The organism is Rhodobacteraceae bacterium M382 (assembly GCA_025141015.1).
Lineage (GTDB): Bacteria > Pseudomonadota > Alphaproteobacteria > Rhodobacterales > Rhodobacteraceae > Aliisedimentitalea > Aliisedimentitalea scapharcae.
Genome location: CP081098.1, coordinates 160,399 through 181,932 on the forward strand (window position 1 = coordinate 160,399; position 21,534 = coordinate 181,932).

The following is a 21,534-nucleotide window of genomic DNA, read 5'->3' on the forward strand; positions in this document are numbered from 1 at the left end:
CTGGGCCAGTTGGCTGGGTGTTTGGTCGGATCATCCAACTGCCAGTTCGGTAATCTCACGGCGGAAGGGCAGCGCATCGCCAATGTCCTGGCCATCCAGCTCACGCGCATAGCGGTGCCCGGCATAGGTGGCCCAGGCAATCGGTCCCGGCGCATTGGCGTCGCCAATGATCTTGACGGATTTGATCCCGGCATCAGCCCAATCGGTTTCGCGAGATTTGAGATCCAGATAAACGTGGTTGTTCTCCAAACGAGACGACACCATGACCACAGCGTCACAACCATACTCGCGCGACGCATCTGTATAGATGCAATTGGACATCACGCGGCCGCTGCCGATTTCAGTCACGCCACGGTTCAGCACGATATGGACACCCATTTCCGCCAACTTTTTGTGGATTGCGTGTTGTTCCAAAGTGTTGTTGGTCCAATCCGACAAATAGGCCGAGGGCGTGATGATGGTGACGTCGCACCCTGCCTTGCGCAGCAATTCGGCCAGGACACCGCCCATGTAGTAATGGTCATCGTCATAGATCACGACCTGGCCGGAGGGCAGCGTGCCTTCCATGATGTCATCGGGGGTAAAGATCGGCATCGCAGGATCAGTGGCAAAGGGCACAACATGCTGGCGGCTGACCCCATCACGACGCCATTTTGACCCAGTTGCCAGACACACGTTTTCAAACCCGAATTCCAAAATGCTGTCTGCGTCCAACGCGCTGTCAAAATAGGTTTCGACATTGGGTTTCTGGCTGATCTGATAGTCGCGGTAATCCACCACGCGGCCCCAGGCCGACAAGCCGGGCAGGTGGCGTTCGCGGGCCACACGCCCGCCCAAAGTGGTTGTCGCCTCGGCAATCGCCACGTCATATCCGCGCTCAGAAAGCGCACGGGCTGCTTCCAACCCCGCAGGACCGGACCCAACAACCAACACGTTGTCGCTGGTGCCCTTGGGGTTCATACGTTCCGGATGCCAGCCTTTGCGCCATTCTTCCATAAAGGTGGGATTCTGGGTGCAGCGACTGATTGACATGGTCATGTCGCCGGTGATGCAAATATTGCAGCCAATGCATTCACGGATATCTTCGATCCGGCCTTCGTCAATCTTGAGCGGGATAAACGGATCGGCAATCGACGGTCGCGCACAGCCAATCATATCCAACGTGCCGGATTTGATCATCTTGGCCATCACATCAGGAGAGGTAAACCGACCAACCCCGACAATCGGCTTGTCGGTCAGGTCGTGAATGCCCCGCACCAGTGCTTCTTGCGCGGCCTCTTCCTTGAACCGGGAAGGACCTGAACAATCTTCCCAAGTTCCCTGTGCCAGATCCCAGATATCGGGCAGATTTCGGTTCATTTCGACAAAATCACGGACTTCGGCATTGGAAAAGCCAAGATCCCCGATCGTTTCGTCCAGCGACACCCGCAGGGCGATCCCCATCGTATCGCCCACGGCGTCCTTGATGTCGCCAATCACCTCATTGGCAAACCGCGACCGGTTTTCCAGCGACCCGCCATATTCATCTGTTCGATGGTTAGTGGCGCGGCTCAGGAAATGCTGAAAGATACCAAAGCCATGCGCACCATACAGATTGATCAGGTCAAACCCGGCTTCTTTCGACCGCTTGCCTGCATTCACGAACCAGCGACGCAGATCACGGATGTCGGATTTATCCAGCGCGCGCGCCTGAATCGGATCATTGGTAAAGGTGCGAATGGGTTGGGCCGAAACCGCCAGCGGAACTTCCTTGGAGTAAAGATTAGGACCGTTGACCCCGGAATACGCCAATTGAATTCCGGCCAACGCGCCATGGGTCTTCATCTTTTCCGACATCTTGCGCAGCTGGGGAATGTCCTTGTCTTCCCACAGGCGCAATTCAATGAACGGAGTGATTTCCGAAGTATGATGCATCTCGCATTGTTCGGTAAAGATCACGCCCCAGCCGCCTTCGGCCTTGATACCACGCATGGCAGCCGCAGCAGACGGATCACGATAACCTCCACCGTTGCAGTGGGGCACCTGATAGAACCGGTTTTTGGCTGTGACAGGGCCGATCTGCATCGGTTCGAACAGAATATCGTAACGTGGGTCGCGCATTGCGTGCCCTCCCTTTAGCGTCTGGCTGGGGTTGCGCAGCGAGGTGCATAAGTCCTGCGAGAGATTTTCTGGTCCCGGTATCGAGCCTTTGATATACCTCTCAATTCAAGGACTATTAATATCTGGAGCTACCTAGAGGGGTATATACCCCCAAGGAGGTATGAACGTGTCTGCATCTGGTCCGGAACTGGCTTTGGCCCATGCAATTTCGGCCATTGGAAAAGCTGATTTCCAGACTTTGCTTTATCGGTGGATTTGCCTGATTGGTGAAATCGACAACGGTGCCATGATCGCCTTTTTCAAAGACCGAGGCCCCGAAGCCTATTTCTCTGAAGCACAAGACCGACGTGTGTTTGCAAATCTTGACAGCCACTATTTGCGTGGTGCCTACCTGCTTGACCCAGTCTATTCGCTCCATGTCAAACACGCCGACGAGGGCCTGTACCGTCTGATCGACATTTCGCCGGATCACTTCAGACGTAACGAATATTTTGCGTCCTATTTCCGACGCACGACCTTGATCGACGAATTGATTTTTCTGGCCCACCCCGCACCGGGGGTGACCGTCACAATCTGCGTCGGAAGGGATGCCACATCCGGTCGGAAATTTTCAGCACGCACCATAACGCGGCTCAGAGAAACAGCCCCCATCGTTGCGGCTCTGGCGAACGCACATTGGGGCAATCTGCGGTCAGAAACAGAAACAGATGACCTGCAGGTGGTTGAAGCGCTCAGGAACAGGTTGTCGAACGAGCTGAAAATCTCGCTCAGCCCACGTCAGTCTGAAATCGCCTTTCTTGTGCTGCAAGGTCATTCCTCGGTTTCCATCGGGTTGACCCTTGGAATCAGTCCGCTCACCGTAAAAACGATCCGCAAGCAGCTGTACAGAAAATGCAACATATCTTCTCAGGCAGAGCTCTTTTCCCTGCTGACGCCATATCTGTTGCGAACATGATGGCAAGGAAACTGACCCTGCAAGGTCGGAACAACTTTGGTAGTTCAGCGGCCATCGGCGATGCCTGAGCGTTCGCCAATGGGGCGTTTTGGATCAGGCTTTATACTTGATCCAGGTGGTCTTGAGCGCAGTGTATTTCTCAAGGCTGTGCAGCGACAAATCCCGCCCGAACCCGGATTGCTTCATTCCACCGAACGGCGTCTGTGCCGACAGAGCGTCCACCGTGTTCACCGACACGGTCCCGACGTGCAATCGGTCTGCCACCCGACAGGCGCGGCTCAGATTGTCGGTCCAGACCGAGGCCGCCAGCCCATAAATTGAATCATTGGCCATGGTCACGGCCTCTTCTTCGGAATCGAACGGAATGACCGACAGCACCGGTCCAAATATCTCATCCCGCGCCAGAGGATTGTTGTGGCTCACGTCATCAAAGATGGTTGGTTGTACAAAACATCCCTTGCCACCCACTGTGATCCGTTCACCCCCCGCCACCAGGTTGGCAGACGTCTTGCCGGCCTCGATAAATCGCATAATGCCCTGGGTCTGCTTTTCATCAACGATGGCCCCCATTTTCGCGGCAGGATCCAATGGGTCTCCCGGCTGCATGGCCCTGGCGCGTGCGATCAACTTTGCGACAAATGCATCCTTGATCGACCTTTCGACATAAAGCCGCGAATTGGCTGAACAGACCTCTCCCTGATTAAAAAAGATGCCAAAGGCCGCCATATCTGCCGCCGTATCCAGATCCTCGCAATCAGCAAAGACCAGATTCGGGCTTTTGCCGCCGGTTTCAGGCCAAACCTGTTTCAAATTGGATTGACCAGAGTATTGCATGAACATTTTGCCAATACCGGTCGACCCGGTAAAGGCCAGGCTGTCCACATCCATATGCAGACCCAACGCCCGACCTGCGGTGGCGCCAAAGCCGGGAACCACGTTCAACACGCCGTCCGGCAACCCGGCCTCGACCGCCAACTCCGCCAGTCGCAAAGCAGAAAGAGGCGATTGCTCGGCAGGTTTCAGGACAACCGAATTCCCGGCCGCAAGAGCCGCGGCTGCCTTCCATGTTGCCATGTCCAAGGGAAAATTCCAGGGCGTCACCGCCCCGACCACCCCCAACGGAACCCGTGCCACCAAAGCCAAGTCGCCCGGACCTGTGGGGGCCACTTCGTCATAGATCTTGTCGATGGCTTCGGCGTACCACTGAAAGAAATGCGCTGACCCCGGGGCATCGACAGTGGCCGCATCGGTAACCAGTTTGCCCATGTCCAGGCTGTCGAGCAGCGCCATCTCTTCCAGGTTGGCCCGGATCAAATCCGCAAGCTTCAGCAAAACCGCCTTGCGATCGCCAGGTGCCATGCGCGACCAACGACCATCGTTAAACGCGCGCCGTCCGGCTACCACGGCCAGATCCACGTCCGCCGTGTCACATTCCGCAACCGCAGTCAGAACCGCGCCTGTCGCCGGGTTGATGCTGTCAAAGGTATTACCCGAAACCGCATCAACAAATTTGCCGTCAATAAAGGCCTGCCCCCGCAGGGTCAGAGCCTCAGCGCGGGTTTTCCAGTCTTGGTAAGTATAGTCCAGCATGGCATTCTCCTGCTGTTATTCATCGCCCGGCACGCCGTATGATGGTGCCTCTCGGGGATCCAGGGCGCGCTGGATATAGGCGTCCAGTTGCGGTTTGTAGACGTCCCAGGCGGCGGCGATATTTTCGATCGGACAGGCGTCCTGGGACCAATCACAGCGCAATTCGGCCACCGGCCAGCTGACGGTGTCGACGATCAGCATGCCCGCCGAATGCACCGGGCCGGCCTCACCACCCGCCGCCATCCCGGCGCGCATCGCGGCGATCAGCCGGTCCCCGATATGGCCAGTCGCGGCTTCGAACCCGTCGACAATGGCCTGGCAGACCCCGTCATTGGCCAGCAGATTACCGCCCGACGCCACATCACGCCCCTGCGCCTGGGTCCAGATGCCCAGACTGTTGGGCCCGGAATGGATCGCCGTGTCGCCTTGCGCATCCACAGCCAGAACCTGGCGATAGTCGATATGCGCACCGCGCCGCTGCACCTGGGCAATCGCCTCGGTCGCACTCAGCCCCTGCTCCATCAGATCGAGCGTCAAAGGCCCCAGCGAGGGATCAGTCACATTCTGGCTCGCCACCGCGCCCACGCCCGCCCGGGCAAAGGCACATCGCGCCGCGACTGCTGGCGAAGATGACGAAATCGCCATTCCGAACATGCCCGTTTCAGCGCAGCGCGCCACCAGCGAAAAGGTCATCTCTCACTCATCTCCCTATAGCCCCTGAACGGGCTTCTTTCTGGTCCCAAATACCTTCGGGGGGAGCGTTGCAATCCAAAAAGGATTGCAACGCGGGGGGGCAGACAGCCCCCAATTCACGGATCAATCGGGAATGACTGCTGTACCATCAATTTCGACCAGCCAATCGGGACGGGCCAGCGCCTGAACGACCAGACCAGTCGACACCGGATGCACGCCTTTGATATATTCGCCCATGGTGCGATAGACGTCCTCGCGGTAGCGCACATCGGTGATATAAACGACAACCTTGACCAGATGCTCCATCCTACCACCCGCCTCTTCGATCAGTTGACGGATGTTCTGCATCACCTTGTGGGTCTGTTCGACAGGGTCGTGACTGTCAATATTCACGGCGTCATCCAGATTCTGCGGGCACTGGCCACGCAGATAAACAGTTTTGCCACCTTGGGTCACAACAGCCTGACACAGATCATTGTCCAGGTTCTGTTCCGGGTAGGTGTCCGAGGTATTGAACTTACGAATACGGGTATGGGCCATTTGGGTCTCCGTTTGTTTGGGTATTGGAATGGTGAAACAGGCTAATGGGCGGTGATGCTATCGCTCTGCGTTGCATCCATCGCGAACCACCGGCTGACAGCGCTATCTGCCTTTGACGTTGTCCTTAGTCCCATGACGGTGTCGGACAGGTCTGCGGCGTGTTTGACGAATGCCATCGGCCCGTCCCAGTCAAAGTTCTGGTAGACAGCCGCGAGGTGGGTGTGGGGCGGGGATTGGGCGAACAGCTGGAACGACAGGCGGTGACCGGCGTAATCCGAATTCAGCAGGTCGCGGGCAAAGGCCAGCAGCCTGCGCCGGTCCTCGGCCGCCCATTCGTCGTTGAGGGTATAGTATTTCTCGAGCCACGGACCCGTGTCATCGCTGGCGAAACTCGCCGCATCCGGGGTCACGCAGACCTGGCCACCGCACAGGTCGCGGGTCAGCTGCACCATGGCGGGCAGTTGCGAACAGGCCTGCACCCGGCCCGCATACAGCAGCGATTGGTTCGGCATCATCAGCCCGGCGGGCGATTTTTCCGCCAACGCCACCGACGCCGTCAGATGTGCGTTGATCCCTTCGCGGTAGCACGCCAGGGTCGACAGCTTCTCCTGCACGCCCTGTTCGCGGTCCAGCCCGGTCTGGCGGACATTGTACAGCGCCGCACCGATCATCATGTCGGTCTGTTTCAGGATGCGCTGCAGGAACGGAAACGCCGAATACCGGTGCAACGTGGCGCGCATGAACATCGCCGCGCGGGTGTGGCGGTAAAACAGCACGTTCTCCCAGGGGATCAGCACATCGTCAAACACCACCAGCGTGTCGATCTCGTCAAACCGGTTGGCCAGCGGGTAATCTGCGGCAGGCGCGCGACCGGCAAACCCGGTGCGACAGATGAATTTCAACCCCGGCGCGTTCAGATCACAGATGAACCCGACCGCATAGGGCGACATCTCTTCCTCGCCCCAATTGGCGATCGTCGGCTTGGTAAAGGCCTGGTTGGCATAGGCGGCTGCGGTTTCGAATTTGGCCCCGCGCACGATGATCCCGGCATCGGTTTCGCGCACCACATGCAACAGCATGTCCGGGTCCTGATCCCGGGGCGGACGCGACCGGTCGCCCTTGGGGTCGGTATTGGCCGAGACCTGGAACAGGTCCTGACGCAGCACCGCGTCGATATGGGTCCGGATGTTGCCGGCAAACTGCGGGTCGAGTTCGGCCAGCACATCAGCCCCATCCAGTAGCGACCACATCTCGCCCACGGTTTCATCGCCCACCCGGGTCACGACCCCGCCGATTTCATTCATCATGTGATCGGTGGCGCGGCGTTTGGCCCACCAATCGGCCTGGCTGTAGGGCAGCTTGTAGCCCATGGCCGAAACCTCGCCAGCTTCGGTATAGGTCATCAGATCCGCATGCGGCGCCTGATGCTGCATGTCATAAATCCGCGCCCGAATATCCACCAACGGCTTGAACTGAGGATGCCCCGAAACATCACGCACCCGTTCGCCATTCACATAAACCTCACGGCCTGCGCTCAACGAGGCGAGATACTCAGATCCTGTGCGTATCATGGTGTGTCTCCTGCACCTGCTGGGCCCCCTTTCGGGAGGGTCTGGCGCGTTTCACCCTAATGGTTTTCATATGGTCAGCAGGAATTGAAGCATTGTCTGTCTCATCCCTGATAAGGGTGTGCCTAAGCTTTTTCACCCCAAGGGACGACGGGTCGCCACACCTTTTGGTGCGGCGATCCTGATCATCACGATTGCGACCATTACAGCAGTCAGCTTTCGGTTGGGCCGCGATACTCCAGATACTTGCGCTGGGTGGCAATCTGATCGGCCACATGTTTGGCGTCATGCCAGACCCCCCAGATAAAGGTCGATCCGCGACGCGACTGCCAGGGCAGCCCCAGAAAATAGATGCCCGGTTCGGATGATACCCCGCGCTGGTGCTGCGGTTTGCCAGTGTCGTCAAAAGCATCAACCTTCATCCAGCTGAAGTCCTGACGGAATCCGGTGGCCCAGATGATCGACGTCACGCCTGCCTCTGCAAGGTTCAGCTCACTGATCGGATTGGTCAGGCAATCGGGGTCGGCAAAGGCAATACGGGCCTCGGGCTCTTCGGGCAGGTCGATGCCGGTACGTGCGACATAGGCATCTGCGGCGTCCAGCATTTCCTTATAGTTGATGTCGCCACCGTTGACATTATCCTGCAGATCACCAGCAAAGGTCAGCATACCGTCGGTGTAAGATTGTGTCAGCCCGACAAGGGTGACGCCTTCGTTACCGAGGCGACGGAAATCCATGGTCTGCCCACCATAGGCACCGCTGACCGAGATCGTCACATGTTCGGTTCCGGGTTTCAGCGCAGCAACGTCCCACAGACCCAGAACTCCCAGCCACCAGACAAAGTCACGACCCCGATAGGCCCGCGGCGGGCGATCATGCGGGCCGACCGACAGGTAAACCTCGCGCCCAGCGCGGTTCAGTTCATCAGCAATCTGAGCACCCGAAGACCCGGCACCCACAACCATCACTGCACCTTCGGGCAGCTGATCGGGGTTGCGATAGTAAAACGAATGGATTTGTTCAACGCCAGCATCAGCTGGAACAACCGGCGGGATAACCGGATGTTGGAAGGCACCAGTTGCCGCCACGACGTTCCTGGCTTCAATCACACCATCAGAGGTTTCGACGCGGAACCGGCCCTGACCGTCCAGACGTTCGGCGCTTTTGACTTCAACACCGGTTCGGATCGGTGCTTTGATCATCTCGGCGTAGTCGTTCAGATAATCAGCGACGCGTTCTTTGGTCGGAAAGGCATCCGGATCGACATCAGCGAATTCCAGGTTTGGGAAACGGTCATGCCAAGCCGGACCATTGGCCACCAGATTGTCCCAGCGGCCCGTCCGCCAGGCTTCGGCGACACGGTTCTTTTCCAATACGAGGTGAGGCACACCATTGTTGCTCAGATGTTCGCTCATGGCGATGCCGGCCTGGCCACCTCCAACAACAAGCGTATCTATGTGTTCAACTGACATTTGCGGGTCCTCTTGAATGATATCTGGATGATCATGGCGCGTTTGAGATCACCTTAAGGAAGCCGTCAGCGAGCGAAAAACATGATTTGTTTAAGCACTGGTTGCGTTGCGCCTAAGTGGGTGGGACACGAGGGAGAAGGGTCTGATGGAGCCTGGTATCATGGGCCAACCGTGTATTGTCCGGCGAGTTTTCTGGCTTCGGGCCGACGGCCAGATCCAACACAGGCAGCAGGAGTCTCGTGGCGTTCTGGCCTGATAATCCCCCATCTAAAACGGAAAAGCCTACAAATCCTGGATGCCGTCCGGAGTTCTGCTTAAAATGGGGGTGTTGCACGCGCGGTTTATGATCGGTGGGACGCGAGGCTGTTGTGCCTGGCACGTTCCAGGTCCTGCCCCAGCCTGGTGACTTCCCGCACCAGCAGGTCCAGATCCTGTTTCTTGGTACGATGATTGTTGATGGCGACCCTCAGGCAATGGCGATCACCAACGGTGGTATCGGATGGCACAGCCACCCCGGTCTCTTGGAGACGCAGCATGATTTCCGTGTTCAGCTCTTTCAGCTCAGTTTCAGCCAAGCTGGAGCCGCAGTAACGAAAACAAACGATATTGATTGATGTCGGTGCCACCAGCTCCAACAGCGCATTCTCCTGAATCAGCTGGGTCAGATATGAACCTTGGGCAATATTCTGGTCAATCAGACGACCAAATTTGGCAACGCCCTGCTCCTTGATCGACATCCAGATCTTGAGCGCCTTGAAACCACGCGACAATTCAAATCCGTAGTCACCCAAAAACTCGGCAGCTGCGACGCCACGTGGTTTTTCCTCCAGGTATTCGCCATGCAGCTCAAACGTGTGGAAGTGGAGCGCGGCATCCCGAACCAACGCACATCCAGCCTCAAAAGGCGTATGCAACCATTTGTGAGGGTCCAGGGCCATCGAATCCGCCCGTTCTATTCCATCGACCAGGGATCTGTTCTCTGGCGCAATCTTGATCAATGCCCCGATACAGCCGTCGACGTGAAACCACATGTTTTCCCGTTCGCACAGATCAGCAATTGTCGGCATGTCGTCAATTGCACCGGTATTTGTTGTACCCGCGGTCGCAATCACGCAAGTGGGCAGGTATCCGGCCGCCCGATCATCTTCGATAGCTTTTTTCAAAGCCGCGATATCCAACTTCAGGTTAGCATCAGACGGAACAATATGCAGCGCCCGCCGACCCAAACCCAGGGTTTCAAGAGCCTTCTGACTCGCGCTATGAACCTGATCTGACGTGTAAAACCGCAATGGTTTGGGCAGCGCCGTAATCCCCTCCTCGCGCACATCGACCCCAGCCATCTTATTGCGGGCCACGGTCAGACAAACCATGTTGGCAACAGACCCGCCGCTGGTCAGCGTGCCACTGGCCGAAGCCGGAAACTCGACCATCTGTTTGAGCCAGTTGACCACCTGTCGGTCAACCTGTGCAGCCGCCGTGTTCCCACCTCCCAGGTTTGATCCATCTATGGCGGCCAAGAAATCAGCCATGGCCCCTGTCATATTCCCGGACCCCATGTACCACCCCCAGAACCGTGGATGAGTATTCCCCATAGCATATGGCAGAACATGAGATTGAAATTCTTCATACACCGCCCCGACCGGCATTGGGTCCAGTGGTACATTTGTCTCGAAGTGATCCCGAACCGATTGTGGCATCTGTTGCCAGACAGGCCGATCACGCAGGGTTCCAATATGCGCAAATGCATCCTCTACCATCCGCCTTGCGGTTTCCTGGGTCTCGGTCCAATCCGCTGGGTCAAGACTCTCTTCGGGACAATCAGTCATGGGGAAACTCGCTTTGCTCTGAGGGAAAAGGAAAATTTGTAAATTTGGGTCAGTCGCCTTTGCATTGAGAAATCAAGCGTGGGAACACGTTTGAACTATACACGTCAGATGTCACCTGTCATCGGTCCAAACCATGCCTCTCGCACCGTGCCGCGTTCGGATGTGACTACCAATACGGTCTGTATACCGGGATATTGCACGACAAAAATACGCTGACGTCCGTCACTGACTGGATGCAACGGAGCAGTAAAAGCCTTGAACGATTGGGTCGCTCGGAAATACAAGGTCACGAATTGATCCTCCAGCTGCGGCAGTCCTAAATGGGGGAAATCGTTGTCAGAATTTGTAGATTCTGAAATGGTCTTGCCGTCGTGGCCAAGAAAAAAGCCGTGTCAAAACCAAACTGCTGTACCGAGCCGCCGCTCCGCTCTTGGTCAACACGTTATTGATGCAATCGGCCATGTATCCCCGGGGAATCCCCAGAAATGCCCGACCAGAATTTTCCTAACTGGCGTCTACCCGAATGGCAAAGACGCCGTTGCTGACGACGACATGGTTGGCGGAAAAACCATTGAACGCAAGAAACAGAAAACAGACAAGGAGTTCAAAAGCGCGGATATTTGGAGCCCAAACGTCTTACACCGACCCAACTAAGGGGGATATTCAGAGGGAGAATCAAGAAATTCCCAATAACCTCTTCGACAATATCAGGTGATTACCCCAAAACTATGGTGCCTCAAGAGGGACTCGAACCCCCGACCTTGTCCTTACGAAGGACCTGCTCTACCAGCTGAGCTATTGAGGCATGCGCCAGACCGTTTAAACGGTCACAATAGTTCGCGCAAGTCTGGAAAAATCCACGCAATAGACGCAATTCCTGTTTTGCAATGTCCGACCACAACCCGCCCGAATGCTGGATTTTTCCCAATTTCCAAGCCGCCCACAGCCAATTTTCCAGAACAGTTTATAATATGAGCTTGGTAGCATTGAACGTTGAGCCTGTTTGTCGCCGCAGGTCTGCTTGACTGTTCTTTCGGCGCGCAGGCGATGCAGAGCTGGCTGCAATGCCACAACCGCCCTGTGCACACCCCGGGAACCGCGTCAGGAGCTGATCATTTGACGTTGGGAACAAGGTTCAGCGACCCTTGTCCCATTTTCCGCAATAGACCGGTTGCCTGAGCAAAGGTCATGTCGAGTTGCTGAATACGATCCAGTGAAACAATCACCGAACTCCCAGACCAGGCCGATGGTGATCCAGGCAAGAACAGGATCGCCCGATCTTCAAACCGTTCAACTTCAAATGCGATTTGGTCAAAATCATCGAACCGAACCAAAACCGGGATCAGTGCCGCACTTTTGTCTTCTGCCCTGGTTGCGCTGGTTACGACGCCTTTGACCACTGCATACCCTGGGATGACATCAAAGAAGATATTGTCCAGACGCTTCAAGCCGCCACCAAAGACAGCTTTTCTTGCGCCCAAACCGATCAGATAACATGCAAACAGAATGAACAGGATCGCGATCACATCAGCAACAAATACGCCAACCGCCCTATCCAATGGAAAAAACCGTTCCATTGGCTTGGCTGCAAGCCGAGCGAACGTAAAAACTTTTTCCAAGATGATGATCATAACGGCCAGAGGTGCCAGCAACAACAAGCCATTTAAAATAGTGGATTTCACAACCAGTCTCCTTAGGGGTTCTTCCCGTCCCGATGATATTGGTACCGCATCGTATTGCTCCCGTAACCAGAATTCTGATCATCGCGGCTTTGCCCGTTTGGTCGGGTCGACAAACGCGGCTGCGCGGCATTCTGATCAAAGCCGCTTGGCATTGGACATGGCGCGACCCCTGCCAACGGGCATTCCAGAGACACCAGAGAATTTACTCAGGCGTCAACCGCAGACGTCGACATTCGCTCCAAAAAAGGCCCCCGCTTGCGCGAGGGCCTTTGATCAGGTCAGTGCAATACTGGTCAAGTTCGCGGGTCCATAGTCACCCTACGCCTGCTTGGCTTTGGCGTCGGTCATGTCCTCGGTGGTTACGTCGATTGCGGAATCGTCAGGGGTTTCGTTGATATCTATCACGACTTCGGTATCCGCAGGAGCTTCGCTTTTGTCCTCCAGCGATCGAACAATCAGGGGCAGCATATGCGCACCCGTTGCGCTGGTGACTTCGGCAGCTTCTGGAGCCTTCCAGCTGAGCGTATCAAAGCTGGCACAGGTGTCACAGACAGGAGCCCATTCCGCATGTGTATGATGACAATTGTCACAGACCCACTGTGGGCCGCGTGGTGCCTGCAACGCCCGAGCCAACCAACCCTGTACCACAGCATCGGACGCCCCTTCGCCGCGTTCGATGGCTGCCATTAGCGTAAATGCACGGGCATCCGGTGCCTTGTCGATCAGATCGCCCAAAGACCGGCGGGCTTCGGGGAAATCTTCGGCCACAATATTCAGCTCGGCAGCCAACAGTCGGGTTTCAGTGTGGTCTGGATGGATCTTGGTCAGAGCTGTAAACCGTTTCACCCGCTGTTCGGCGGTCTCATCCGGTTCGATTTCGGCAAAAGCATGAGCCAGATCGGGATGCGGCTGGGTCTCCCAAGCCTTGCGAAGCACTTTGATTGCCGCGCGTTTCTTGCCCTTGGCAATATCCGCCCGGGCAGCCATCGCAGCTGCAGGAACCAGATCCGGCGACAGCCGGTTGGCTTCAATCGCACGCTCCTGATGTTCAGTCGTAGCACCATCAGCCAGCAAATCTTTTGCCGACGACAGCGCCAGAACCGCGTCGCGGCGTTTGTAAACATCGCGCGGCAAGGTTCCGGTCTTCAGCTTGGTCGACAAAGTTTGACGCGCGCCCGCCCAATCCTGTGCCTGCGCCTGCAATTTCAAAAGAGTATCTTGAACCTCTTCATGCTTGGGCCGCAACGCCAGCGCTTTTTCCGCCAAAAGTCGCGCGGTGTCTGTATCACCCTCGGACAGCTTTTGTTTCATGATCCCACGCACACCAACGAAACGGGTCTGGTGGTTTGTCACCAGCCGCTTGTACGTCTCGGCCGCCTTGCGTGTGTCGCCGGTCATCTCGGCGGCCTGTGCGGTCAATAGATCGGTCAACTCTGGTTTTTCTAAATAGCGTTCGGCACGCGCTGCCTTAGCCATGGCCTGGCGTCCTTCACCAGAAGCCAGCGCCATCAAGGCATCCGCCAATGCCTGATACCCCTTGCGTTCACGCCCCTTGTCAAAAAACCGAGACAAGGCGGTTTCGTCACCGTTCAGGAACCGCAAAGTAGCCACCAGCAGTGACAACAGCTTTAGGAAGGCCCAGACCAGCACCACCAGCGCACCAAAGGCAATCACCGACTGCAATGCGCCCAACGTGTATTCAGTTCCAGCAAAGGTGATCTGAACCCCGCCGGCGGTTTCCATCAGGATGCCCGCGCCCAGAGCCAAAAGCCCAATGATCGCGACAAAAACGAGGATTTTCAACAATGACCAGAGCATAGCGGGTCCTTCAATTGGAATTCAGGCTTTGCGCCAAAGCATCGGCGGCGCGAATGGCAGTCAGGCGGGCAGTTGCTGCAGCTTCCCAATCGGCAAGCGCGGCACGCGCGCTGTCGGGCAGCGCGGCCAATTCAGCCAAAGCCTGTTCCAGTTGTCCGGATGTCACAGCAGCTTCGACACGCGACAAAATGGCATCGGGATCATCTCCCTCTCTGGGCGTAACGGATCGGGCCCCCAACTGTCTCTGAACATAGGCCAGAACCCCGCCAGAGCCTTTTGCTTCTGCTCTGGCTTCAGCCAATGCAGCGCGGGCTGCCGGGGCGTAATCTGCGATTAACGCTTGGAGTGTTGGAACCCCGCCTGCCGCTTCGGTCAAGGCGTCGGGGATGGCCACCCCCAGGCCGCGTAACTCTTCCAGACCTGCGTCTATTGCGTCGCCGGCATCCAAACCGACCTTGAGCCGTGCAACCGCCGACTGTGCGCTGGCCGCAAGAGCCGCAGCCGCGCTGGCGGCATCCAGCGCCTTGGCCTCGGCCACCATGTTTTCGACTTCTTCACGCTGTGTTGCCAGCGAATCCTGCAATCTGGCCAACTCGGCCTCATATGCATCAATGGCCAGATCCGAAACACCTTCGGTGATCGGTCGCTTTTCCAAGTCACCCAAACGAGTGGTCAGCGGCGCAATCTGACCCTCTATTGCCTCCAGGCGTACCAGTGCATCGGACAGCCCATCGGCAAGCGGTGCAACCTGTTCGGATAACATAGTCAGATCTTCGGTCACCGGCCCAAGATCAGGCAGATTCAACCCATCTATCCTGGCCTGAACTGCGGCAAGCGCATCGGACAATTCAGATTGCGCCAGACCCACAGCTGTGATTGCTTCGCTATTGTTGTTGGATTTCAACGCATCCGGTAAATACGGGTCCAGAATTTCACCGCGTCCAGCTACAAACCCCAACCCAGCCGCAATTACGCCACCCAGCAAGGCAGCCCCAAAGCCACCCTTCTTTTCTATAACCCGTTCCACCGCAGCAGGCGGTTCTGGATCTGTCACGGCTTGGTAAGAGGGGTCTTCCGACTCTTCTGCCGGGTTTTTGACCGGATCCTCCAAAGGATCTCCGGTCGCTTCAACTTCGCCCGTCTCGGTCTCGGTCTCGGTCTCGGTCTCGGTCTCGGTCTCGGTCTCGGTCTCGGTCTCGGTCTCGGTCTCGGTCTCGGTCTCGGTCTCGGTCTCGGAAGCAGTGTCCTGGAGGTTCACCGAGGACTCAACTTCTTCGACCACATCGAACTGGTTTTCCTCGGATTCTGGCAGAACTTGACCTTCAGCACCGTGAGTATGCTCTTGGGTCACAGCCTCTTCGGGTTGCCCGGAATTGGCATCCGCTTCATGTTTCAGATCGGATTTCTTCTTGTCAGCCACTCCGGCCTCTCCCTCGATTCTCAAATCAAATGTGCGAACCCGCGACGGTGACACTACTGCGCGGGCCCATCTCCCTCAACCCGGTGCAGGGATTTGCACAGATTAATGATCTGGGTCTTCATCGCATCTGCATCTGGGGTTTCACATTCGGTCAAGCTTTTGAATTTCAATTCTTTTAATTGATCAGCCACGGCTGAACTCATCGCAATTAGGTGCGGATTTGCACCCGTGGGACAAGTGTCGGCAAATTGTCGCGCACTGCGGGGTGAGAAAAGCGGCACAATGATATCATTACGCGCCATCAACAGGTTACGGGCCTCTTCAGTCAGAGGTAGCAGTTGCTGTTCGTAAACCACAACCTCCGAACATGGTACACCTGCGCCACACAATGATTGGGCCACATCTCCCCGCCCGTGACAGCCGCGGATGTGCAGCAAGGGCGCTGTCACAGGAACGTCGGTCAAGGATCGGATCAGGGTTTCGGCGTTCTCTCCGCGCATTTCCGCCTGCCATCCCGCGTTCTTCGCGGCCCAAGTCGTGGCCGCACCAACGCAATAGGCCGGAACATCCGGCGACAACCGTCGTGCCCAGCGGACGCCATTGGACGAAGTGAAGATCACGCCGTTGATCCCAGCTAGGTCCACACCCACATGACTCTCGCGAATGTCCAGCAGTGGAGAGATCACAGCAGGTGCCAAAGCCAGTACCCAATCCGGCAGACCTGCAACAAATTTTCGGGACGCCGCAACAGGACGGGTCATCAACAAGCCAGCCATTCAGAGCCCCCGGGATTGTTTGCGCTCTGTTAGGGTGGTACCTGCGAGACAAAAGGGATGCAACGGTCAGGACCTATGACAGATACTCACACGATCCTGGGGCTGGAAAGCAGCTGTGACGACACTGCTGCCGCCGTGGTGCGCCAAACCAGCGACCAACGGGCACAAATTCTGTCGTCTGTCGTATTCGGTCAGACCGACCTGCATCGCGCCTTTGGCGGGGTGGTTCCCGAAATTGCTGCGCGGGCCCACGCGGAAAAGTTGGACGTCTGTGTCAGGGATGCCTTGCAGGCCGCCAATGTGACGCTGAAGGACCTGGATGCCATTGCTGTGACGGCTGGTCCGGGCCTGATCGGCGGTGTCATGTCGGGCGTCATGTGTGCCAAAGGGATGTCCGCCGCTACCGGCCTGCCACTGGTCGGGGTAAACCATCTGGCCGGGCACGCGCTGACCCCGCGCCTGACAGATGGGGTGAATTTTCCTTATCTGATGCTGCTTGTCTCTGGAGGACATTGCCAATACCTGATCGCCCGCGGACCCGAAGATTTCACCCGACTGGGCGGCACAATTGACGATGCCCCGGGCGAAGCTTTTGATAAAACTGCACGTTTGCTGGGATTGCCCCAACCCGGCGGACCCTCGGTTCAGGCAGAAGCCGACGCCGGTGACCCCAAACGTTATCGCTTTCCTCGCCCCCTGCTGGATCGTCCCGATTGTGATCTCTCGTTCTCAGGGTTGAAAACTGCCCTGCTGCGGATGCGCGACCAGATCGTCGCCGAAAAGGGAGGGTTGACCCGGCAGGATCGCGCAGATCTGTGCGCGGGTTTCCAGGCGGCGATTGTCGACACATTAACCGAAAAAACCCGCCGCGCCTTGCGTCTTTACATGGCCGCAAACCCGCCCTTTCCAACCGTGGCCGTTGCCGGAGGTGTAGCGGCAAACACTGCAATTCGGACTGGGTTAGAGACTGTTTGCGCAGAATTCGGCGCGACCTTTGTCGCGCCTCCACTGGCTCTATGCACCGACAACGCCGCAATGATTGCCTATGCCGGGCTGGAGCGGTTCAAAGCAGGCGCGCGGGATGGCATGGACCTGACCCCTCGGCCCCGTTGGCCATTGGACAATACCAGCCCATCAATGTTGGGCGGCGGTCGCAAGGGGGCCAAGGCATGATCGTTTCCGTTCTGGGATCCGGCGCGTTTGGTACTGCGTTAGCGATTTCGCTAGCGGGGAATGGCCCTGTGACGTTGTGGGGGCGAAATTCGGACCAAATCCGCGCGATGCAAGACTCGCGCCAAAATGAAAGCCGCCTGCCCGGTGTGCCTCTGCCCGAGGGCCTCAAGGTCACAAGCGATCTTGCGGATGCGACGCAAAGTCAGACGCTGTTGTTGGCAGTTCCAATGCAAAAACTGCGCGCGTTACTGTCCGAAAACCACGCCATGTTCAAAGGCAAGACACTGGTCGCCTGCTGCAAGGGGATAGAGTTGAACACTGGATTGGGTCCAATTGCCGTGATCCGGGAATGCCTTCCTGATGCACAGCCGGCCCTGCTGACCGGTCCCAGCTTTGCCGCTGATATTGCCCGTGGGTTGCCAACCGCGCTCACCCTGGCTTGCTGTGACGAAGCATTGGGACGGGACCTGCAACAGGCTCTAACAACGGCAAATATACGGCTTTATCGCACCCAGGACACGGTTGGGGCCGAATTGGGCGGTGCTTTGAAGAACGTAATGGCCATCGCCTGTGGTGCTGTAATTGGTGCCGGTATGGGCGACAGCGCCCGTGCTGCATTGATGACCCGTGGATACGCGGAAATGCAGCGCATGGCGTTGGCCTGTGGTGCCCGGCCTGAAACATTGGCTGGCCTATCAGGCTTTGGTGATTTAACGCTGACGTGCTCATCCGAGCTGTCGCGCAATTATCAACTGGGTCTGTCCATCGGGCACGGACGGGCATTTGATCCCTCCGTCACAGTCGAAGGGGCCGCCACTGCCCGCGCCGTAGACGCCAAGGCCCGCGCCATGCTTCTCGATATGCCAATCACGCATACGGTGGTGGGCTTACTCGATCACAGCTTGACCATAGCACAGGCCACCGCTCAACTGTTGGCCAGACCACTGAAAGAGGAATGACATGCTGATTGCCCTTATTGCCCGCGATAAAATCGGTGCCCTGCAAACCCGCGTCGATACCCGCGCGGCCCATCTTGACTATATCAAAGACACTGGCGTTGTGTCTCAAGCTGGCCCGCTATTGGACGACGACGGCAATATGACCGGTTCGCTGATCATTCTGGATGTCGAAGACATGGCGGCGGCGCAAAACTGGGCAGATCATGACCCCTATGCCAAGGCAGGCCTGTTCGAGAAAGTAGAACTCATCGCCTGGAAGAAGGTGATCTGATGGCCTATTGGCTGTTCAAATCCGAACCCTCGACCTGGAGCTGGGATGACCAGGTCGCCAAGGGGGACGCGGGAGAAGAGTGGGATGGCGTCCGGAATTATCAGGCGCGTAACTTTATGCGTGAGATGAAGATTGGCGACCGCGGGTTCTTTTACCATTCGCAAAAGGAAAAATCGGTGGTTGGCATTGTCGAGGTTTGCGCTGGCGCTCACCCAGACAGCACCACCGATGACGACCGGTGGGACTGCGTGGATATCAAGTCGGTCCGCTCCTTTGTCACTCCGGTGACGCTGGACCAGATCAAGATGGATCCACGGTTGGAAGCAATGGTACTGGTCAAGAATTCCCGCCTTTCTGTACAACCTGTAACACGGGACGAATGGCTGACCGTTTGCGGAATGGGGCAGACAGACCCTGATTGATCGACCACACTTGGCCCAACTGGATTGTAACTCAGAAGGGAGCAGCTATGGAATTTGTCAGTGTCATCGCCGCAGCAGCGGCTGGGTTTGCTTTGGGCGCGGTCTGGTACGGCGTATTGGCCGACCAATGGATGCAAGCCGCAAACATTCCTCGCGGGGAAGACGGCAAACCCGAAGGCGGTCAAAGCCCGTCTCTCTTTGCCGCCACATTTGCATTGCAACTGATTGTAGCAGGCATGATGCGCCATGTATTTGCATTGGCGGGAATTGACGAGCTTGCCAAGGGGCTGGTTGCCGGGCTGGGTGTTGGCCTGTTCTTCATCAGCCCGTGGATTGCGATCAACAACCTTTACGCAGGCCGCCCTGCTCGGCTCAGTTTGATTGACGGCGGCTATGCCACACTGGCCTGCGGGGCAATTGGCCTGGTTTTGTCTCTGTTATGAACCCACCGGAGCAGACGGAACCCTTTCGGGCAGGAAGCTTGGAAGCACCCAGTTGCCCGGTGTTAGTGATTTCTCTGCTCATGGATCTGCCCATGGAAATATCGAACCGTTTCTGGAGCATGCACAGAGGTTTCCAAGCAGGAAAACTGTCAGGCACCCTTCTGTTTTACCACCGGTGGAACATCAAAACGGTGCACGGACATCATCTGTCCGCACACCGTAGCATCTGGAAAAACCGGGGAAGAGGCCTGTAAACACCGGCTCCTTCCCCTTCACCCCGCGTGTATCCTACTCACCACACGCGTATCGAAAACTCAGGTCCCGGCCATCCTGGCCATATAGTGACCCTAGGTGCTTTCCATCTTTTCAGCAAACTCAAAGCCCTGACAATACAGCTAAAATGCGAAACGCCCGCTCGAGCGGGCGTTCAATTGGTTCACAGAGCTGGTCAGTTAGCTATACGCTGCTTCCTTGCCGAAATGCTTGGTCAGCATGTAATAGACCACTGCGCGGTATTTGTTCCGGTTCGAGCGACCATACGTGTCCAGAACCGAATTGATGCCTTCCATCAACTCGGGGCTGTCTGCCAATCCCAGCTTCTTGATCAGAAAGTTGTTTTTTACGGTTTCCAACTCACTGTCTTGTGTTGCCGCAACGGTTGAAGCATCCGCATCATAAATGGATGGGCCGCACCCGATCGTGACCTTGGTCAGCAGATCCATATCGGGATCCATCCCGCATTTGTTTTTCAGATCATCTGCGTATTGAGCGATCAGGTCGTCGCGTTTTCCCATCACATTTCTCCCGGGGCTGTTCAGGCCGGATTGACCTGAACAAAACGTTAGTTCGAAATGGGGCGGTTACAAACAGGAAAAATCAGGCTCTTTTCCCCGTAGTTGCACATTCACATCCATCCGACCGCTTAATCTGTCTATTTCGGAAAAAGAAATGTCAGGACAAGGCGAGCTCCCCAACCGTCAGGACCGTTTGTTGTACTATCCGCCCAGTAACGGACACCGGCCCCTATGCTGACAGGTTGGTCACCGATATTAACCAGCTTGGTCACCACAAAATTTACTGGCAACGCTGTATCTTTGCGTATCCAATCGTAAGTCGTTTCGCTGTTCAGCGTAAATGTCCAGGCGTCCGGTGTGGTATAACTGAGAAACGGCTGCACAAATGTCGTGCTAATGTCAGTCGATCCAGAGCCTTTGCCAACGTCCCACAAATGATTGGCCAGACCGCCATAGGTCCACGGCCCGGATTGCTTCAGCACCACGCCCGTAATACCAGCAGCAAACTGATCGGCACCCAGCGTATTACCTCCCGTCGGCAGAAGGAAAGCCGGTCCGACCCCCCAGATTAGGCCGCCTTTTGTGGGTTGCTTTGGGGAAAGGAATATACTTTGAACAACGTCTCCGATCCCATTCTGCGACGTCCCAGGCACAAAATCCTGTTGATCAATCACGGGGATGATGGTGCGGCTGATCAAATTCCAGTTATCACCCAACGAGATCGGGACCACCGGTTGCAGGTTCATAAAGGTCCGCTTGCCAGATCCTGATGGCCCATATCCGCTGTCATAATTGAATTGGAATGGCACACTGATCAAAGACGCCACCGGGTTTGACAGCTCCTTGGCCAAATCCGCATTCTCTTGCGCTTTTACCACATACGGCGTTATCGCTGCACACCAAGCCAGCGCCAAAGACAACAGAATCCGAACTCTCACAGGAACTACTCCCAGACTGAAACAAGTATTTTGAAATCGACTCTATCTAAAAGTGGAAAGCAAAAATAAACAAGCCGCCATGGAACCCATGACG

The 21,534-nt window shown here is 56.5% G+C and carries 19 protein-coding genes and 1 tRNA gene; 6 read left to right on the forward strand and 14 right to left on the reverse strand.

Features of this window, described 5'->3' with window-relative positions; genetic code table 11:
* Window positions 1–30: 30 nt before the first annotated feature.
* On the reverse strand, window positions 31–2,100 hold the full coding sequence (locus tag K3727_00750; GenBank protein ID UWQ91383.1) for an NAD(P)-binding protein: 2,070 nt from the start codon (window positions 2,098–2,100) through the stop codon (window positions 31–33).
* 160 nt (window positions 2,101–2,260) lie between these two features.
* On the opposite strand from K3727_00750, the gene K3727_00755 reads away from it, so the two are divergent.
* The gene (locus tag K3727_00755) at window positions 2,261–3,055 is read left to right on the forward strand and encodes a helix-turn-helix transcriptional regulator (protein ID UWQ91384.1); all 795 of its coding nucleotides are present in this window, start codon (window positions 2,261–2,263) and stop codon (window positions 3,053–3,055) included.
* 93 nt (window positions 3,056–3,148) lie between these two features.
* On the opposite strand, the gene K3727_00760 is transcribed toward K3727_00755, so the two are convergent.
* The 11 genes from K3727_00760 to K3727_00810 all read right to left on the reverse strand — a co-directional run bounded on the left by K3727_00760 (window position 3,149) and on the right by K3727_00810 (window position 16,440).
* Complete coding sequence (locus K3727_00760) at window positions 3,149–4,645, reverse strand: aldehyde dehydrogenase (GenBank protein ID UWQ91385.1); 1,497 nt, start codon at window positions 4,643–4,645, stop codon at window positions 3,149–3,151.
* Window positions 4,646–4,660: 15 nt separating this feature from the next.
* Complete coding sequence (locus K3727_00765) at window positions 4,661–5,338, reverse strand: DUF1028 domain-containing protein (GenBank protein ID UWQ91386.1); 678 nt, start codon at window positions 5,336–5,338, stop codon at window positions 4,661–4,663.
* Window positions 5,339–5,461: 123 nt separating this feature from the next.
* On the reverse strand, window positions 5,462–5,878 hold the full coding sequence (locus K3727_00770; protein UWQ91387.1) for a RidA family protein: 417 nt from the start codon (window positions 5,876–5,878) through the stop codon (window positions 5,462–5,464).
* Window positions 5,879–5,919: 41 nt separating this feature from the next.
* On the reverse strand, window positions 5,920–7,449 hold the full coding sequence (locus tag K3727_00775) for a 4-hydroxyphenylacetate 3-hydroxylase family protein (GenBank protein UWQ91388.1): 1,530 nt from the start codon (window positions 7,447–7,449) through the stop codon (window positions 5,920–5,922).
* A gap of 209 nt (window positions 7,450–7,658) precedes the next feature.
* Window positions 7,659–8,918, reverse strand: a complete 1,260-nt coding sequence (locus K3727_00780) for an NAD(P)/FAD-dependent oxidoreductase (GenBank protein ID UWQ91389.1) — start codon at window positions 8,916–8,918, stop codon at window positions 7,659–7,661.
* A gap of 341 nt (window positions 8,919–9,259) precedes the next feature.
* Window positions 9,260–10,675 carry an amino acid decarboxylase gene (locus K3727_00785; GenBank protein UWQ93219.1) on the reverse strand — a complete coding sequence of 472 codons (1,416 nt, stop codon included), beginning with the start codon at window positions 10,673–10,675 and terminating at the stop codon, window positions 9,260–9,262.
* Window positions 10,676–11,473: 798 nt separating this feature from the next.
* A tRNA-Thr gene (locus tag K3727_00790) sits at window positions 11,474–11,549 on the reverse strand.
* Between the two features lie 307 nt (window positions 11,550–11,856).
* Window positions 11,857–12,426 (reverse strand): hypothetical protein, encoded by a 570-nt coding sequence (locus K3727_00795; protein UWQ91390.1) that lies wholly within the window; start codon window positions 12,424–12,426, stop codon window positions 11,857–11,859.
* 318 nt (window positions 12,427–12,744) lie between these two features.
* Window positions 12,745–14,244, reverse strand: a complete 1,500-nt coding sequence (locus tag K3727_00800; GenBank protein ID UWQ91391.1) for a tetratricopeptide repeat protein — start codon at window positions 14,242–14,244, stop codon at window positions 12,745–12,747.
* Between the two features lie 10 nt (window positions 14,245–14,254).
* Window positions 14,255–15,664 (reverse strand): hypothetical protein, encoded by a 1,410-nt coding sequence (locus K3727_00805; protein ID UWQ91392.1) that lies wholly within the window; start codon window positions 15,662–15,664, stop codon window positions 14,255–14,257.
* 53 nt (window positions 15,665–15,717) lie between these two features.
* A complete protein-coding gene (locus tag K3727_00810; protein ID UWQ91393.1) occupies window positions 15,718–16,440 on the reverse strand; it encodes a uroporphyrinogen-III synthase in 723 nt (240 codons plus the stop codon).
* Window positions 16,441–16,515: 75 nt separating this feature from the next.
* Between K3727_00810 and tsaD the strand changes: the two genes are divergently transcribed.
* From tsaD to K3727_00835, 5 genes are read left to right on the forward strand one after another with little or no spacing between them, the layout of a single operon-like run.
* Window positions 16,516–17,613, forward strand: coding sequence for a tRNA (adenosine(37)-N6)-threonylcarbamoyltransferase complex transferase subunit TsaD (tsaD, locus tag K3727_00815; GenBank protein UWQ91394.1), 1,098 nt, complete (start codon window positions 16,516–16,518; stop codon window positions 17,611–17,613).
* Window positions 17,610–18,572: an NAD(P)-dependent glycerol-3-phosphate dehydrogenase gene (locus K3727_00820; GenBank protein UWQ91395.1), complete on the forward strand. Its 963-nt coding sequence runs from the start codon at window positions 17,610–17,612 to the stop codon at window positions 18,570–18,572. Before tsaD ends, K3727_00820 begins: the two co-directional genes overlap by 4 nt.
* Before the next feature lies 1 nt (window position 18,573).
* Window positions 18,574–18,843, forward strand: coding sequence for a YciI family protein (locus K3727_00825; protein ID UWQ91396.1), 270 nt, complete (start codon window positions 18,574–18,576; stop codon window positions 18,841–18,843).
* Window positions 18,843–19,265 (forward strand): EVE domain-containing protein, encoded by a 423-nt coding sequence (locus K3727_00830; GenBank protein UWQ91397.1) that lies wholly within the window; start codon window positions 18,843–18,845, stop codon window positions 19,263–19,265. The genes K3727_00825 and K3727_00830 overlap by 1 nt, the downstream gene beginning before the upstream one ends.
* 47 nt (window positions 19,266–19,312) lie before the next feature.
* Window positions 19,313–19,708 carry a DUF1761 domain-containing protein gene (locus K3727_00835; protein UWQ91398.1) on the forward strand — a complete coding sequence of 132 codons (396 nt, stop codon included), beginning with the start codon at window positions 19,313–19,315 and terminating at the stop codon, window positions 19,706–19,708.
* A 452-nt stretch (window positions 19,709–20,160) separates the two neighbouring features.
* Here the strand turns inward: K3727_00835 and K3727_00840 are convergent, their stop codons facing one another.
* Window positions 20,161–20,502, reverse strand: coding sequence for a DUF2853 family protein (locus K3727_00840; GenBank protein ID UWQ91399.1), 342 nt, complete (start codon window positions 20,500–20,502; stop codon window positions 20,161–20,163).
* A gap of 137 nt (window positions 20,503–20,639) precedes the next feature.
* Complete coding sequence (locus tag K3727_00845; GenBank protein UWQ93220.1) at window positions 20,640–20,987, reverse strand: hypothetical protein; 348 nt, start codon at window positions 20,985–20,987, stop codon at window positions 20,640–20,642.
* Between the last annotated feature and the right edge of the window lie 547 nt (window positions 20,988–21,534).